The 15288-nt window shown below is 68.1% G+C and carries 16 protein-coding genes, 3 tRNA genes and 1 pseudogene; 6 read left to right on the top strand and 14 right to left on the bottom strand.

What is annotated here, in order from left to right; all coding sequences use genetic code 11:
• Positions 1–43 precede the first annotated feature (43 nt).
• From rplJ to AMK21_RS13660, 7 genes are all read right to left on the bottom strand, one after another.
• Positions 44–601, bottom strand: a complete 558-nt coding sequence (gene rplJ, locus AMK21_RS13690) for a 50S ribosomal protein L10 (RefSeq protein WP_007445921.1) — start codon at positions 599–601, stop codon at positions 44–46.
• A gap of 286 nt (positions 602–887) precedes the next feature.
• A complete protein-coding gene (locus tag AMK21_RS13685; RefSeq protein WP_073877571.1) occupies positions 888–1787 on the bottom strand; it encodes a hypothetical protein in 900 nt (299 codons plus the stop codon).
• A 138-nt stretch (positions 1788–1925) separates the two neighbouring features.
• Entirely contained in the window at positions 1926–2648 is a 723-nt protein-coding gene (gene rplA, locus AMK21_RS13680; protein ID WP_073877569.1) for a 50S ribosomal protein L1, read from the bottom strand.
• Between the two features lie 80 nt (positions 2649–2728).
• Positions 2729–3163, bottom strand: a complete 435-nt coding sequence (gene rplK, locus AMK21_RS13675) for a 50S ribosomal protein L11 (RefSeq protein ID WP_003967000.1) — start codon at positions 3161–3163, stop codon at positions 2729–2731.
• A 176-nt stretch (positions 3164–3339) separates the two neighbouring features.
• On the bottom strand, positions 3340–4209 hold the full coding sequence (nusG, locus tag AMK21_RS13670; RefSeq protein WP_073877567.1) for a transcription termination/antitermination protein NusG: 870 nt from the start codon (positions 4207–4209) through the stop codon (positions 3340–3342).
• A 73-nt stretch (positions 4210–4282) separates the two neighbouring features.
• Positions 4283–4570 (bottom strand): preprotein translocase subunit SecE, encoded by a 288-nt coding sequence (secE, locus tag AMK21_RS13665; RefSeq protein WP_073877565.1) that lies wholly within the window; start codon positions 4568–4570, stop codon positions 4283–4285.
• A 106-nt stretch (positions 4571–4676) separates the two neighbouring features.
• Positions 4677–4749: transfer RNA gene (locus AMK21_RS13660), tRNA-Trp, on the bottom strand.
• A gap of 213 nt (positions 4750–4962) precedes the next feature.
• Here AMK21_RS13660 and AMK21_RS13655 point away from each other — a divergent pair.
• Both AMK21_RS13655 and AMK21_RS13650 read left to right on the top strand, forming a co-directional pair.
• A complete protein-coding gene (locus AMK21_RS13655) occupies positions 4963–6189 on the top strand; it encodes a pyridoxal phosphate-dependent aminotransferase (protein ID WP_073877563.1) in 1227 nt (408 codons plus the stop codon).
• Between the two features lie 115 nt (positions 6190–6304).
• Positions 6305–7318: an adenosine deaminase gene (locus AMK21_RS13650; RefSeq protein ID WP_073877561.1), complete on the top strand. Its 1014-nt coding sequence runs from the start codon at positions 6305–6307 to the stop codon at positions 7316–7318.
• A 9-nt stretch (positions 7319–7327) separates the two neighbouring features.
• Here AMK21_RS13650 and AMK21_RS36040 read toward each other — a convergent pair.
• The 7 genes and pseudogenes from AMK21_RS36040 to AMK21_RS13615 form a co-directional block, all read right to left on the bottom strand.
• Positions 7328–7546, bottom strand: a pseudogene (locus tag AMK21_RS36040) (TetR/AcrR family transcriptional regulator); the annotation flags it as partial.
• A 104-nt stretch (positions 7547–7650) separates the two neighbouring features.
• A complete protein-coding gene (locus AMK21_RS13640; protein ID WP_073877559.1) occupies positions 7651–8706 on the bottom strand; it encodes a UDP-N-acetylmuramate dehydrogenase in 1056 nt (351 codons plus the stop codon).
• A gap of 72 nt (positions 8707–8778) precedes the next feature.
• Entirely contained in the window at positions 8779–9207 is a 429-nt protein-coding gene (locus AMK21_RS13635) for a MaoC family dehydratase (protein ID WP_073877557.1), read from the bottom strand.
• Positions 9207–9659, bottom strand: coding sequence for a MaoC family dehydratase N-terminal domain-containing protein (locus AMK21_RS13630; protein ID WP_073877555.1), 453 nt, complete (start codon positions 9657–9659; stop codon positions 9207–9209). Before AMK21_RS13630 ends, AMK21_RS13635 begins: the two co-directional genes overlap by 1 nt.
• 117 nt (positions 9660–9776) lie before the next feature.
• Positions 9777–9941: a 50S ribosomal protein L33 gene (gene rpmG, locus AMK21_RS13625; protein WP_003956487.1), complete on the bottom strand. Its 165-nt coding sequence runs from the start codon at positions 9939–9941 to the stop codon at positions 9777–9779.
• An 88-nt stretch (positions 9942–10029) separates the two neighbouring features.
• Positions 10030–10102, bottom strand: a tRNA-Met gene (locus AMK21_RS13620).
• Positions 10103–10147: 45 nt separating this feature from the next.
• Positions 10148–10220 (bottom strand) — tRNA-Thr (locus AMK21_RS13615).
• 331 nt (positions 10221–10551) lie between these two features.
• Here AMK21_RS13615 and AMK21_RS13610 point away from each other — a divergent pair.
• From AMK21_RS13610 to AMK21_RS34855, 4 genes are all read left to right on the top strand, one after another.
• Positions 10552–11823, top strand: a complete 1272-nt coding sequence (locus AMK21_RS13610) for a hydrolase (protein ID WP_073877553.1) — start codon at positions 10552–10554, stop codon at positions 11821–11823.
• A gap of 34 nt (positions 11824–11857) precedes the next feature.
• The gene (locus AMK21_RS13605) at positions 11858–12514 is read left to right on the top strand and encodes an SDR family oxidoreductase (protein ID WP_073877946.1); all 657 of its coding nucleotides are present in this window, start codon (positions 11858–11860) and stop codon (positions 12512–12514) included.
• A gap of 1110 nt (positions 12515–13624) precedes the next feature.
• Complete coding sequence (locus tag AMK21_RS37095; protein WP_073877551.1) at positions 13625–14284, top strand: TauD/TfdA family dioxygenase; 660 nt, start codon at positions 13625–13627, stop codon at positions 14282–14284.
• Positions 14274–15173 (top strand): hypothetical protein, encoded by a 900-nt coding sequence (locus AMK21_RS34855; protein WP_143194862.1) that lies wholly within the window; start codon positions 14274–14276, stop codon positions 15171–15173. Before AMK21_RS37095 ends, AMK21_RS34855 begins: the two co-directional genes overlap by 11 nt.
• Positions 15174–15288 lie beyond the last annotated feature (115 nt).

Genomic DNA, 15288 nt, shown 5'->3' with positions numbered 1-15288 from the left:
TGTCGGCGGGCGTACGTGGAGCCCGCTGGACCGCTGAGCGAAATTACTCGGCGGCCTCGGCGGGAGCCGGAGTACCGGCACCGCCCTGCTCTTCCTTCTTGGCGCGAAGCGCTTCCGCGGTGCGGACGAACTTCGACGGCAGTGCCTGGAAGAGCTGCGCAGCCTGAGTCTGCTTGCCCTTGAAAGCACCGGCCAGCTTGGAGAGCAGAACCTCGCGGGACTCGAGGTCCGCGAGCTTCTTGATCTCATCGGCGGACAGCGCCTTACCGTCAAGGACACCGCCCTTGATGATGAGGTTGGGGTTGTCCTTGGCGAAGTCACGAAGACCCTTCGCCGACTCCACCGGGTCACCGGTGACGAAGGCAACCGCCGTCGGACCCGAGAACAGGTCGTCCAGCGTGTCGATCCCGGCCTCGTTGGCCGCAATCTTGGTCAGCGTGTTCTTCACCACGGCGTACTGGGCGTTCTCACCGAGCGAACGGCGCAGCTCCTTGAGCTGTGCCACGGTGAGACCCCGGTACTCGGTCAGCACGGCGGCGTTCGAGCTGCGGAACTGGTCCGTCAGCTCGGCTACCGCTGCAGCCTTGTCGGGCCTTGCCATGAGCGTCGGCCTCCTTCCGGGTGATGAGGACCGCTCAGAAGGGGCCGGGAAAGACGAAACGCCCCAGCACAGGTGCCAGGGCGCGGCTCGACCGGACAGAGTCCGGGAGCAGTTCCACAGTCACCTGCGCAGGTCGTCCGATCTGTCGGAACCTTCGGTCACCGTCCCTCTGACGAGAGCGCGGCGACGACCAGCGGTCTTTGGCTTCCTGTGGAGCGTACGCGACCGGGGGCGCGCCGGGCAAATCCGGCGCCGCGCACTCCGGTGCGGGAGGTTTGGGCAGCGGTCAGGAGGATCCGGCCGCCCGTTGCTCCAGGATCTCCTTGAAGTCGACCGTGTCGGCGGCCGGCGGCCTCTCCACGGTGACCTCGGTGCCGTAGTCGCTGTAGAAGACCGTCGAGCTGAACGCCCCGGCCGCCGTCTCGCCGCGCTCGGTCTTCTTCACCAGCAGATCATCCTTGCCCACCCAGATGTCGACGGTCTGGGTGGTGACGCCGGCCGCGGAAAGCTGCTCCTTGAGGGCGGCGAGCTGCACGGCGTCCAGAGCGCCGTTCCGCCCGGTCAGCTCCGCCACGTCGACCGTGCCGGAGTAGCGGGTGGCGGGGACGCCCCGCACGTCCTCCTGGCCGGCCTTCCTGACGTCCCCCGCTGCCAGGAGAGCCTTCAGGCCCTGCTCGGGAGTGCTGTTCTGCACCTGCTCCTTCAGGACGTCGCCCGCGGGCCCGCCGAGCTCCGCGAGGTCCTTGTAGGCGTATCGGACCCAGCGCCTGCCGCCGATGGTCGCCGCGAAGGCGTCGCCCATGTCGGCGTAGTACTCGTCCTGGAGGTAGCGCGCCCGGACCGATCCGTCGCCGCCGCCCTGCTTGAGGGCCTTGGCCATGGTCCCGCCGGTGTACGTGATGGTGAGCGAGCCCGTCAGGCCGTCGGCCCACCCGATGGTCCCCGTCTGCTTCATGGAGACGGTGTCGCCCATCTCGGTGGTGCCCTCGATCCGGGCCGACCGCACGGTGCCGGTCTTCTTCCGGATCTGCTGGAGCTCCGCCACCGGGCTCGCCTCGGCCACGCCTGCGCCCGTCGGCCTTCCCGCCGTACCGGAGCCGCCTCCTCCGCCGCTGCAGGCCGCCACCGACATCAGGGCCGCCGCGGCGGCCCCCGTACCCACGCGCCGTAACGTGCTCGTCCTCATCCGACCCGTCCACCCCTCGTCGTGTTCCCCGCGGATTATCTCCTCCGGACACGAGGACGGGCCCCGCACCTCGAAAGGTTGCGGGGCCCGTCCACACAGTGCACGCGTGCGACGCGGCTACCGGGTGAGCACGGTGGCTCAGACGGCGGCCGGGTCCTCCTCGACGAGGAGGTTGCGGGTGCGGGCGGCGTCCAGCGGGATGCCGGGGCCCATCGTGGTGGCCAGGGTGGCCTTCTTGATGTAGCGGCCCTTGGCGGCGGACGGCTTCAGACGGAGGATCTCGTCCAGCGCCGCTGCGTAGTTCTCCACCAGCTTGGTCTCGTCGAAGGAGACCTTGCCGATGATGAAGTGCAGGTTCGAGTGCTTGTCGACGCGGAACTCGATCTTGCCGCCCTTGATGTCGTTGACAGCCTTCACGACGTCGGGGGTGACGGTGCCGGTCTTCGGGTTCGGCATCAGACCACGCGGACCGAGCACGCGGCCCAGGCGGCCGACCTTGCCCATGAGGTCCGGGGTGGCGACGACGGCGTCGAAGTCCAGACGGCCCTTCGCCACCTCGTCGATGAGCTCGTCGGCGCCGACGATGTCGGCTCCGGCGGCTTCCGCGGCCGCAGCACGGTCACCGGTCGCGAAGACCAGGACCCGGGCGGTCTTGCCGGTGCCGTGCGGGAGGTTCACGGTGCCGCGGACCATCTGGTCGGCCTTGCGCGGGTCGACACCCAGCGCGAAGGCGACCTCGACGGTGCCGTCGAACTTCGTGGAGGAGGTCTCCTTGGCGAGACGGACGGCCTCGAGCGGGGCGTAGTTGCGCTCCCGGTCGATCTTGGCGTCCGCAGCGCGGAGGTTCTTGCTGCGCTTCACTTCTACTCCTGTGGTTTCAGAGTGTGGAGTCGTGGTGCGGACCAGCGCTTGGTCCTACCACTGAGGGCTACGGGGCTGAATCAGCCTTCGACCGTGATGCCCATGGAACGGGCGGTGCCGGCAATGATCTTCGACGCGGCGTCGAGGTCATTGGCGTTCAGGTCGGGGAGCTTCGTCGTGGCGATCTCGCGGACCTGGGCGGCCGTCAGCTTGGCGACCTTGGTCTTGTGCGGCTCGCCGGAGCCCTTGTCCACACCCGCGGCCTTGAGGATCAGCTTGGCGGCCGGCGGAGTCTTCGTGACGAAGGTGAAGGAGCGGTCCTCGTAGACCGTGATCTCCACCGGCACGACCATGCCACGCTGCGACTCGGTCGCGGCGTTGTAGGCCTTGCAGAACTCCATGATGTTGACGCCGTGCTGACCGAGCGCGGGGCCGACCGGCGGGGCCGGGTTCGCCGCACCGGCGTTGATCTGGAGCTTGATAAGCCCCGTGACCTTCTTCTTCTTGGGAGGCATTGCTCTCTCCGGGTCCTATGAGAGTGTTTCGCCGCCGATTCCGGTCATCCGGATGGAGGCATACCGCACAACGATAACGGGTATAGCTGTGCGACCAAAAACCCAGCAGGTCAGAGCGGCCGCGAAGCTGCTCTGACCTGCTGGGTAGGCATGTGTCCAGAAACCGGCGGGAAGCGCTAGTTCTTCTGGATCTGGTCGAAGCTCAGCTCGACCGGGGTCTCGCGGCCGAAGATCTCGACGAGGCCCTTGACCTTCTTCGAGTCGGCGTTGATCTCGTTGATCGTGGCCTGCAGCGTGGCGAACGGGCCGTCGGTGACGGTGACCGAGTCGCCCACCTCGAAGTCCAGCACCTGGACCTCGACCTTGCGGGACGGAGCCGGCTTGCCCTCGGCCTCTGCGGCCTCGCGGGCCGCCTTCTCCTCGGCCTCCGGGGCGAGCATCTTGACGATCTCGTCCAGGGTCAGCGGGTACGGGTCGTAGGCGTTGCCCACGAAGCCGGTGACGCCCGGCGTGTTCCGCACGACGCCCCAGGACTCGTTCGTCAGGTCCATGCGCACCAGCACGTAGCCGGGGAGCTTGTTCTGCCGGACGTTCTTGCGCTCACCGTTCTTGATCTGGACGATTTCCTCTTCAGGCACCTCGGCCTGATAGATGAACTCCTCCACGTTGAGCGAGACGGCGCGCTGCTCCAGGTTGGCCTTCACGCGCTTCTCGTACCCGGCGTACGTGTGGATGACGTACCACTCGCCGGGGAGGGTGCGGAGCTCGTCGCGCAGGGCGGTGACGGGGTCGACGGGGGCGGCCGGCTCGGCCTCTTCCCCGTCGGCGCTCTCGTCGTCGGCCTCGGCCTCGACGGCTTCCGCCACCTCGGCGTCCTCGTCGGCCTCGATCGTCTCGTCGGCGACGGCGTCCACAGCGGTCTCGGTGGCCTCGGCCTGAGCGGGCTTCTCGGAATCAGCAGCCTCAACGATGTCGAGCTCGTCCTCGGCGGACTCGAAGGCGCCAGCCTCGGGCTCGACGGCGTCGTTCAGGTTCGGGTCAGACACGATGGCTGCTTCTTCCTGGATACAAAGGGGTGGAACATGCGGTGGGGGCGCCGGTCGGACGCCTTCCGCCGGCTCAGCCGAAGACGTACTTGACGACCCGCGCGAATCCCATGTCAAGAACGGTAACAAGACCAATCATGACGACGACGAACACAATCACCACACTGGTGTATGTCGTCAGCTGGCTGCGGGTCGGCCAGACAACCTTACGGAGTTCGGCGACGATCTGGCGGTAGAACAGCGCGAGACGGCCCAGAGGACCCTTCTTGCCGCGCTTGCCGCCCTTCCGAGTCTTCTTGCCGGACTCGGGGGATTCATCCTCAGCATCAGGCATGTCGATGGAGCCCACGGCGTCCGTCACGCTTCTCACCTGATTCCGGGTCGTGGCCGTGCCGCGCCCGGTGGAGCCGCACGGCTGTGCAATGAAGTACGTACATGCGCACACATCCTGGCGAAGGAGTGTGTAGCAGGGCCGGAGGGACTTGAACCCCCAACCGCTGGTTTTGGAGACCAGTGCTCTACCAATTGAGCTACGACCCTTGGTGGTTTCCATCAACCTACCGCATCTTTCCCGGTGCCCGGGTGCAGAAACGGTGTGGCTGGTGAAGGCCAACGACAGGTGAGTGTACGTGCTCAGGGCCGCCGCGTCGAACAGACAACTACCGACCGGTCCTGTCCGGTTCCCGTCCGCGTCATGTCCGGTCCCTGAAACCCGTGTGCCGACGGGTTTTCCGGTCTGGGAGCATGGGGCCCATGAGCGCTGCAACTTCTCCGTCCGAGCGCCGGGTTTCCGCCCGCATCGGTGCGATCTCCGAGTCCGCGACCCTCGCCGTCGACGCCAAGGCCAAGGCCCTCAAGGCCGCCGGCCGTCCGGTGATCGGCTTCGGTGCCGGCGAGCCCGACTTCCCGACCCCCGGCTACATCGTCGACGCCGCGGTCGAGGCCTGCCGCAACCCGAAGTACCACCGCTACACCCCGGCCGGCGGGCTCCCCGAGCTCAAGGCCGCCATCGCAGAGAAGACGCTGCGGGACTCCGGCTACGAGGTCGACGCCGGCCAGATCCTGGTGACCAACGGCGGCAAGCAGGCCATCTACGAGGCCTTCGCGGCGATCCTCGACCCGGGCGACGAGGTCATCGTCCCCGCCCCGTACTGGACCACGTACCCCGAGTCGATCCGCCTCGCCGGCGGTGTCCCGGTCGAGGTCGTCGCCGACGAGACCACCGGCTACCGGGTCTCGGTCGAGCAGCTGGAGGCCGCGCGCACCGAGAGGACCAAGGTCGTCCTCTTCGTCTCGCCGTCCAACCCGACCGGCGCCGTCTACAGCGAGGCCGACGCCGAGGCGATCGGCCGCTGGGCCGTCGAGCACGGCCTGTGGGTCATGACCGACGAGATCTACGAGCACCTCGTCTACGGCGACGCGAAGTTCACCTCGCTCCCGGCGATCGTGCCGGAGCTGCGCGACAAGTGCATCGTCGTCAACGGCGTCGCCAAGACGTACGCGATGACCGGTTGGCGGGTGGGGTGGATCATCGGCCCCAAGGACGTCGTCAAGGCCGCGACCAACCTCCAGTCGCACGCCACTTCCAACGTCTCCAACGTGGCCCAGATCGCCGCGCTGGCCGCGGTCTCCGGCCCGCTGGACGCCGTCGCCGAGATGCGGACCGCCTTCGACCGCCGCCGCAACCTCATCGTGCGGATGCTCAACGAGATCGACGGCGTGCTCTGCCCGGAGCCCGAGGGCGCGTTCTACGCCTACCCGTCGGTGAAGGGGCTGCTCGGCAAGGAGATCCGCGGCAGGCGCCCGGCCGACTCGGTCGAGCTCGCGGCCCTCATCCTGGACGAGGCCGAGGTCGCCGTCGTCCCGGGTGAGGCCTTCGGCACCCCCGGCTACCTCCGCCTCTCCTACGCGCTGGGCGACGACGACCTCATCGAGGGCGTCTCCCGGCTCCAGAAGCTGCTGGGCGAGGCCAAGGCCTGAGAAGCCCGCGAATTGTGCCCCCGGCCGCCTCGGCCGGGGGCCCTTTTCGTCTCAGGCCCACTCCAAAGAGGAAAGCGGCTTCCGCTCCGGCCCGCGCGTGCGGCAGGATCTTCAAATGGAGCGTGATGTACGTCTGTTGCCCAAGGCCCACCTGCACCTGCACTTCACCGGGTCGATGCGGCCCACGACCCTGCTCGAACTCGCCGACAAGTACGGGGTCCACCTCCCCGACGCACTGACCGGCGGCGAGCCTCCGAAGCTGCGGGCGACCGACGAGCGCGGCTGGTTCCGCTTCCAGCGGCTCTACGACATCGCCCGGTCCTGCCTCCGGTCCCCCGAGGACATCCACCGCCTGGTCCGCGAGAGCGCCGAGGAGGACGTCGCGGACGGCTCCGGCTGGCTGGAGATCCAGGTCGACCCCACCTCGTACGCCCCGCTGCTCGGCGGACTGATCCCGGCGATCGAGATCATCCTCGACGCGGTGGACAGCGCCGCCCGGGACACCGGTCTGGGGATGCGCGTGGTGATCGCCGCGAACCGGATGAAGCACCCGCTGGACGCCCGGACCCTGGCGCGGCTGGCCGTGCGGTACGCGGACCGGGGCGTCGTCGGCTTCGGTCTCTCCAACGACGAGCGGCGCGGCATGGCCCGCGACTTCGACCGGGCCTTCGCCATCGCCCGGGAGGGCGGCCTGCTGGCGGCCCCGCACGGCGGGGAGCTCGCGGGCGCCGCCAGCGTGCGCGACTGCCTGGACGACCTGGACGCCTCGCGCATCGGCCACGGGGTCCGGGCGGCCGAGGATCCCCGCCTGCTGGCGCGGCTGGCCGAGCGCCAGGTGACCTGTGAGGTCTGCCCGTCCTCCAACGTGGCGCTCGGCGTCTACGAGAAGGCCGCGGACGTCCCCTTGCGCACCTTGTTCGACGCGGGGGTGCCGATGGCGCTGGGCGCGGACGACCCGCTGCTGTTCGGATCGCGGCTGGCCGCGCAGTACGAGCTGGTCCGGCGCCACCACGGCTTCACCGACGCGGAGCTGGCCGAGCTGGCCCGCCAGTCGGTCCGCGGATCGGCGGCCCCCGTCGGCGTACGGGACAAGCTGCTGTCCGGGATCGACGACTGGCTGGCTAGCTGATTCCGGCCACAGGGTGCGGGAGAGCGAGGCGGCGAACGCGTCCAGCGGCTGCGGGGGCGTCCCGCCGGGGAGCGCGTCGTAGGCGAAGGCCCGCTGTGCGCAGGCGCCGAGCAGGAGTGAGGCCGCCGCGTAGGTGTCGGCGTCCGCTCGCACCCGGCCCGCGCGCTGTTCGGCACGGAGGTAGGCGTCGAGCCCCTGGATGGGCAGGTGGGGGCCCGCCCCGAGTTGCCGCAGTCCTCGGCCTGCCGGGCGACCTCGGTGAGGTTGGCCCGGCGTCCGTGAGGCAGGGCGTGGGCATCGCCTACTGAGCCCTCACAGGGTGACGCGAACGCTTACAGGGCGACGCCGACCGTCACCGGCTCGTTGACCAGGGTGACGCCGAAGGCCGCGTGGACCCCGGCGACGACCTCACGGGCCAGCGCGAGGAGGTCCTCGGTGGTGGCCTCGCCGCGGTTGGTGAGGGCGAGGGTGTGCTTGGTGGAGATCCGGGCCGGGCCGCTGCCGTACCCCTTGGTGAAGCCGGCCCGGTCGATCAGCCAGGCCGCCGAGGTCTTGGTGCGGCCGTCCTCGGCGGGGAACGCCGGGGGCGTCACGTCAGGGCCGAGGCGCTCGTGGACCCGCGCCAGGAAGTCCTGGAGCGCGGCCTCGTCGAGGATCGGGTTGGTGAAGAAGGACCCCGCGGACCAGGTGTCGTGGTCGTCCGGGTCCAGCACCATGCCCTTGCCGGCGCGCAGCTTCAGCACGGTCTCCCGGGCGGCGGAGGCGGGCACGCGCTCGCCCTGCTCGACGCCCATGGCCCTGGCGGTCTCCGGGTACGCCAGGGGCGCGGAGAGACCGCCCGCCTCCTCCAGCTCGAAGCGGACCCGGAGCACCACGAAACGGTCGGGTTCCGCCTTGAAGCGGCTGTGGCGGTACGAGAAGGAGCACTCCGCGTTCGGAAGGGTCACCGTCTCCCGGGTGTGCCGGTCGTAGGCGACGACCTCCGTGATCGTGGAGGACACCTCCTGCCCGTACGCCCCGACGTTCTGGATGGGCGTCGCGCCGGCGGAGCCGGGGATTCCGGCCAGGCACTCGATGCCCGCGAGGCCCGCCTCCACGGTCCGGGCGACGGCATCGGTCCAGACTTCCCCGGCCGCCAGTTCCAGCGACGTACCGGAGAGCGCGAATCCCCCGGTGGCGATCCGCAGCGCCGTGCCGTCGAAGCCCTTGTCGCCGATGACCAGGTTGGAGCCGCCGCCGATGACCAGCAGCGGGGTGCCGCTCGCGTCGGCCTCGGCAACGGCGGCGACCACCTCGGCGTCGGTGGTGGCCGTCAGGAGTCGGGTGGCGGGACCGCCGAGCCGGAAGGTGGTCAGGGGGGCGAGGGGGGCATCGTGGAGTTCCTGCACGGGGACAAGAGTACGGTCCGTGGCTCCGCCGCTCGGGCGGGGCCACGGACCGTACGGGTGGCGCGCGGGACCTCAGGCGAGTCGGACGACGGCGCGGGACATGCCGAGCACCTTCTTGCCGTCGCACACGGCCACCAGGTCCACCCGGACCAGGTTGTCCTCCAGCTTGGCCGCGACCTTGCCGCTGACCTCGATCAGCGCGCCCTTGTCGTCGTTGGGCACGACGACCGGCTTGGTGAACCGCACCCCGTAGTCGACGACCGCGCCCGGATCCCCGGCCCAGTCCGTGACCACGCGGATCGCCTCGGCCATCGTGAACATGCCGTGGGCGATCACATCCGGCAGCCCGACCTCACGCGCGAACTTCTCGTTCCAGTGGATCGGGTTGAAGTCGCCCGACGCACCCGCGTACTGCACGAGCGTCGCCCGCGTCACCGGGAACGACTGCGCGGGCAGCTCCGTACCGACCTCGACCGCCTCGTAGGAGACCTTCGCCGTCATCACGCCTCCTCGGCGGCGCGTGCCACCAGCTTCGTGAGCGCCGAGACGACCAGTTCGCCGGCCTCGTCGTGCACATCGCCGCGGATGTCCACGATGTCGTTGCCCGCCATGGACTTGATGGTCTCGATCGTGGAGGTGACCGTCAGCCGGTCCCCCGCCCGCACCGGACGGACGTAGGAGAACTTCTGGTCGCCGTGGACGACCCGGCTGTAGTCCAGGCCCAGCCGCGGGTCCTGCACCACCTCCCCGGCCGCCCGGTAGGTGATGGAGAAGACGAAAGTGGGGGGCGCGATCACATCGGAGTGGCCGAGCGCGCGGGCCGCCTCCACGTCGACGTACGCCGGGTGGGTGTCACCCACCGCCTCGGCGAACTCGCGGATCTTCTCCCGGCCTACCTCGTACGCCGGGGTGGGCGGATACGTCCGCCCCACGAAGGACTGGTCGAGCGCCATGAGCTCGCTACCTCCTGATGGAAAGACGAATAAGGGCACGCCCCGGTGCGGGGATGCGCCCCGGTACAACGACACGAGGCCGCCCCCAGAGGGGGCGGCCTCGTGTACGAGCCTGATTCAGCGCGTTTCGCGGTGCGCGGTGTGCGAGTTGCAGCGCGGGCAGTGCTTCTTCATCTCAAGACGGTCCGGGTTGTTACGCCGGTTCTTCTTGGTGATGTAGTTCCGCTCCTTGCACTCCACGCAGGCCAGCGTGATCTTCGGGCGGACGTCGGTGGCAGCCACGTGAGTGCTCCTTGGACGGACGATGGACGGATGAACGCATAAAAGAGTAGCCGATCGAAGGACCGACCCAACAATCGGCTACCGTTAGTAGCGGTGACCGGACTTGAACCGGTGACACAGCGATTATGAGCCGCTTGCTCTACCGACTGAGCTACACCGCTTTGATGATGGGTCCCCCCGCCGAGGCGGGGTTTCCCGATCACCAGAGCCCCAATGCGGAATCGAACCGCAGACCTTCTCCTTACCATGGAGACGCTCTACCGACTGAGCTATTGGGGCGAGCGAGGAAGACATTACACGCTCTCCGGCCGATCGCCCAAATCCGTTTCGGCCCCACGCTCCGGCCGCCGGTCCGGGCTCGCCCACACCCCTGATCAGGCCTTGATCCAGCCCGCGTCCGCTTCCGGACGGGCCTCTTCCCCGCATCGACGCGGGGGTACCGGTACGACTAATGGGCTCTTCCCGGAAGCCGCCGTGCCACGCGTCGCGGACCCGGTCATGATCGGCGGGACACCCCCTCGCGAGCCCGGCGGGACCGCCCCGCCATCCCCGGGCTCGGCCCCTCCCTGTGATCTTGCCCCCTCGATCCTGCACCCCTCCCAGGAGCGCGATGCCCGACAGCCGGCCGCGGCGGCCCGACGACAGCGCACCCGACAGCGCCGAAGCGGCCACCACCGCCCCCGCCCTCGTCCTGAGCGGCGCCCGCCTGACCGACGGCCGCGCCGTCGACGTACGCCTGAGCGGCAGCCGCATCGAGGCCGTCGGCACCGCGGGCAGCCTCACCGCCCGGGGCCCCCGCCTCGACCTGCGCGGCTACCTCCTGCTTCCCGCCCCGGCCGAGCCCCACGCCCATGGCGACACCGCCCTCACTGCCGACGACGCCGGGCCCGCCTCCGACCACCCCGAGGACATCCAGCGCCGCGCCACCGAGGCCGCCCTCCTCCAGCTCGGCCATGGCGCCACCGCCCTGCGCACCCACGTCCGCATCGGCGACGTCCAGGGCCTCGCCGCGCTGGAGGCCGTCCTGCAGGCGCGGCGGGCCCTGCGCGGCCTCGCCGACCTGACCGCGGTCGCCGTCCCCCGCCTGCTCACCGGCATCGCCGGGGCCGACGGCCTCGCCATGCTCCGCGACGCCGTGAAGATGGGCGCCGCGGTCGTCGGCGGCTGCCCCGACCTGGACCCCGACCCCACCGGCTACACCGCGGCCGTCCTGGAGGTCGCCGCCGAACACGGCCGCCCCGTCGACCTGCACACCGACGGCGACGACCCGGCCCGCCTCGCCCGCCTGGCCGCCATGGCCGGGGGCCTGCGCCCCGGGGTCACCCTCGGCCCCTGCGCCGGCCTCGCCCACCTCCCCCTGGAGACCGCGAGCCGGGCCGCCGACCAGCTGGCCGCCGCCGCCATCACCGTCGTCTGCCTCCCCCAGGGGGGCTGTACGGGCTCCGAACGCCGCACGACCGCCCCCGTACGCCTCCTGCGCTCCGCGGGCGTACGCGTGGCGGCAGGCAGCGGCGCGCTCCGCGACACGGCCAACCCCGTGGGCCGCGGCGACCCGCTGGAGGCCGCGTACCTCCTCGCCTCGCAGCACGGCCTGCGCGCCGAACACGCCTACGCCACGGTCTCCTCCACCGCCCGCTCCGCCCTCGGCCTGCCCGACGTCCGCGTGGAGGCGGGCTTCCCCGCCGAACTCCTCGCCGTACGCGGCAAACAGCTCTCCGCCGCGCTCTCCCTTGCCTACAGCCGGATCGTCATCCACCGCGGCCGGATCGTCGCGCGCACCAGCGCCGTACGCGAATACTGCGACTCCGGCGCCGATGCGACCGCCGGCCCCGATCTCCCCCGTCAGGGGCGACCCGACTCCGGTACCGGGCCCAAGAACTGAGCACGTGGCGGCCGCCGGGCGTACGGTCGGAGGTATGCGCATTGTCATCGCAGGTGGACACGGACAGATCGCACTACGGCTGGAGCGGCTGCTCGCCGCACGCGGGGATGAAGCCGTAGGGATCATCCGCAACCCCCAACAGAGTCAGGACCTCACCGATATCGGCGCCGAACCCGCCGTGCTGGACCTCGAATCGGCTTCCGTGGAGGAGACCGCGGAGGTGCTGCGCGGGGCCGACGCGGCCGTCTTCGCGGCAGGCGCCGGACCGAACAGCGGCACCGCCCGCAAGGACACCGTCGACCGGGGCGCCGCCGTCCTCTTCGCCGACGCGGCCCAAGCCGCGGGCGTACGCCGGTACATCGTCATCTCCTCCATGGGCGCCGACCCCGACCACCCCGGCGACGAGGTGTTCGACATCTACCTGAGGGCGAAGGGCGCGGCGGACGCGGACGTACGCTCCCGCTCCGCGCTCGACTGGACGATCCTGCGCCCCGGGATGCTCACCAACGACGCGGGCAACGGACAGATCCTGCTCGCCGCGAAGACCGGGCGCGGCCCGATCCCGCGCGACGACGTGGCGGCGACGATCCTGGAGCTGCTGGACACCCCGGCGACGGCGGGCCTGACCCTCGAGGTCATCTCGGGGAACGTGCCGGTCACGGTGTCCGTGAAGGACGTCGCGGGCAACTGACCCAGTGGCCGACAACTGCCGGGAACGAGGAAGCCCCCGACCAGAAGGACTGGTCGGGGGCTTCAGTTCGCGTGGCGGCGCCAGGGTTCGAACCTGGGTAGGCTGAGCCGGCAGATTTACAGAGGGCTCTGTTTAAGGCCTCTCATCTGCAGCTTCTTCACAGTTAGACACTCCTGGGGGACACCTGGGGGCCGAGGTGCGTGGCAAGTCGCCGAAGTCAGGTGCGGGGCACGACTCCTACAAACTCCTCGCCCTTGTGGTTGGCAATGATGAAGTCGAATCCGTGGCCCGCCGCACAGGTGAGCGACACGCTCACGTATCCGCCTCGCGTTCCTAGGGGACTGTCGTGGGCATCACGGTCCGGATGGACGGTTACTGCTTCGTGGTCACCGCCACGCGCCTCCCGCTCCACCTCCCTGGCACCACAGGCCGGACACATGAGCCGCCACTGCATGCTCCACGAGTCCGTTTCCCGATCCTCTGGGACGAGGATGCCGTTGTGTGCCTGAGGCATATTTCCTCCACTCGGTTGCCAGCTGTCTGTCCATAAGAGCCGAACCGGCACTCCTACCGCATGGAATTCGACTGATCCGTCTTGTGACAGACAAGACCCGTCCGCATGCCGCTGCCTCTTCGGCCCCACGGCGGGCCCGACACCTCCTGGTGTCGGGCCCGCCGTGGCCGTTGAAGGTGACCGTTGGTCGTCGTGGGCCGTCCGTCGACGGCCCAGCAGAAGCCACACATGCGGAGCGTATGCCTACTGGTGCCAGCGTTCGCGGTGGCGGCGGACACACTCCAAGTCGATGACGGGCCGGGCGTCGGTCCTCAGGGGGCCGGTCGGCTGCCCATGGATCACCGTGAGGTCGCCCTCGATAACGCTGGCGCCGACAGTGGCACCGGCGTTCATTCACGCGCCCAAAGGTCACCCATCCAGAACGCCACGACGCACATAGTGTTGCGGAGAGGTAACGCGCTGTGTGGGCGGATCGCATCCGGCTGATACTGATGGGTGAGCGAACGCAAGAGTGAGCCGAACCCCACCCGCCGGACCAGATCGGTTCTGTAGATCGAGAGCTGATCAGCAAATGATGCGAGACAGGCTAACGGGAAATGCTACTAGGAATAGACAGTCACAACCTCGAATCAGCTGGATTCTGCGTTCTGAGAGATGTCGATGTGGCGCGATTCATCGAGATTGCTGGTGCGATGGGTAGGCCAACCCCCACCCGTCGCAACGGACCGGTTCTCGATGTTCTGACCCCGAAGCGAGAACAAGACGCTAGGCCGAGTACCATTTCGTCGCATTACGGGTTGGGGCAATTTCCTTGGCATTCCGACGGAGCAGTTGACAAGGATCCCCCGCGTTACATATTGATGCGAGCTGATACCGTCGCGGCAGACTCTGCAACAACTGACATCCTGGACCTTCGTTCGTTGGGCGAGGGCAAGACGCTCAAAAAGTACAGCCGCCTCTCGTTACTGGTAAACGCGCGAAACTTCTCATATTTAGCTCCATTCGTCATGCGACGGAATGGCGTTATCTGCGCCAAGTGGGATCCATTGCGCACGACTCCCACAGGAAAAATAGCGGAGGAATTTCTGAGCGACGTCCCCGCCGCGCCTCCCACCGCTGTCCACCATTGGCATCCAGGTGATGTTCTAATCATTGACAACTGGAGGTGCCTCCATAGGCGCTCTGCAGCTACAGTCGGTCAGCGTGTGATTCACAGAATCGTCGTAAAAGTCGAGAGAAGTAATTATGTGGCGTGATGCTGATTTCATAGCTAAGGCGAAGCTCTACTTCGGCAGAGCTGAGGACAGCTACGATGCGGATGATATCGACCAGGGCTATCTTTGGCTCCTGCTGGGTTTCGAGTTCATGCTCCGTGCCCCTCTAGCAAGGGTGTCCCCTGTCCTCCTTGCATCGCACGAAGGAAACAGCGCCCTGAGTGCTGCTGGGGTCGACATCGGTTCTGAGAGCCCTCGCTCCATCGCCACAACGCTGGCTGCTCGCAGACTGGCACTCATAGTGGACGGATTCCGCATTGATCAAGTCCAGAAGGACATAGCATTTCTTGCGAACATTCGAAACGAGGAACTTCACTCTGGCTCTTCCCCTCTCCGTAATATTCCGGCACACAAGTGGTTGCCTAAGTTCCTCCAAATCGTTGACTCTCTCGCTAAGCATCTGGGCGAGGAAGTAACTGACTACCTCCCAGAGCAGGTAATCGAGCAAGCGAGGCATCTGCAAAATGTCGAGGATAGTGCAGTGCGGGCGGAGGTGACGAAGCTCATAGCCCGCCATAAGCAGTTCGCTGCGAATCTCCGAGACGAAGAGGTCCATAATCGGAAGAAGGAATACCCGCGATGGGTGAAGACCGCAGACTGTCCGGCTTGCGAGGTTCCCGGTCTTCTGACGTTCTCGACTGTGCAAAAGTCAAAGGAAAGGGTCGAGGATGACGCGATCGTATACGAGGAAAGGCAGATAACGACTGGCTTTGACTGCTCCGTGTGTGGGCTGCAGTTGGAGTCGGCAGCGCGCATGCACGCTGCCGATCTTTACCAGGAAATCGACGAGACTTACACTGAAGACCTCTATGAGAAGTATGCGGACTCAGGCACGCATGAGTACGACGGCCCCGATTACGACGATGAGTGAGAAATGCGCATATGGTCGCACGTGATAAGAGGTCGGCGGAGCAGCTTTGGGCTAGAGCTGCTTTGGGGCGAGTGATCATGGCCCCGTACGCTCAAGGCGAGTCGGGAAGTCAGTG

The organism is Streptomyces sp. CB00316, from assembly GCF_001905595.1.
Taxonomy (GTDB): Bacteria; Actinomycetota; Actinomycetes; order Streptomycetales; family Streptomycetaceae; genus Streptomyces.
The sequence above is the reverse complement of the archived record's forward strand: the minus strand, read 5'-3'. Positions and strand labels throughout refer to the sequence as shown.

Bases quoted from the DNA above. Each gene is read 5' to 3' on its own strand.
- AMK21_RS13635 (WP_073877557.1), bottom strand. From the start codon at position 9,207: ATGACGGCGAAGGTCTCCTACGAGGCGGTCGAGGTCGGTACGGAGCTG.
- AMK21_RS13685 (WP_073877571.1), bottom strand. From the start codon at position 1,787: ATGAGGACGAGCACGTTACGGCGCGTGGGTACGGGGGCCGCCGCGGCG.
- rplJ (WP_007445921.1), bottom strand. From the start codon at position 601: ATGGCAAGGCCCGACAAGGCTGCAGCGGTAGCCGAGCTGACGGACCAG.
- AMK21_RS13610 (WP_073877553.1), top strand. From the start codon at position 10,552: ATGCCCGACAGCCGGCCGCGGCGGCCCGACGACAGCGCACCCGACAGC.
- rplK (WP_003967000.1), bottom strand. From the start codon at position 3,163: ATGCCTCCCAAGAAGAAGAAGGTCACGGGGCTTATCAAGCTCCAGATC.
- AMK21_RS13655 (WP_073877563.1), top strand. From the start codon at position 4,963: ATGAGCGCTGCAACTTCTCCGTCCGAGCGCCGGGTTTCCGCCCGCATC.
- AMK21_RS13650 (WP_073877561.1), top strand. From the start codon at position 6,305: ATGGAGCGTGATGTACGTCTGTTGCCCAAGGCCCACCTGCACCTGCAC.
- AMK21_RS13630 (WP_073877555.1), bottom strand. From the start codon at position 9,659: ATGGCGCTCGACCAGTCCTTCGTGGGGCGGACGTATCCGCCCACCCCG.
- AMK21_RS13605 (WP_073877946.1), top strand. From the start codon at position 11,858: ATGCGCATTGTCATCGCAGGTGGACACGGACAGATCGCACTACGGCTG.
- AMK21_RS37095 (WP_073877551.1), top strand. From the start codon at position 13,625: ATGCTACTAGGAATAGACAGTCACAACCTCGAATCAGCTGGATTCTGC.
- AMK21_RS34855 (WP_143194862.1), top strand. From the start codon at position 14,274: ATGTGGCGTGATGCTGATTTCATAGCTAAGGCGAAGCTCTACTTCGGC.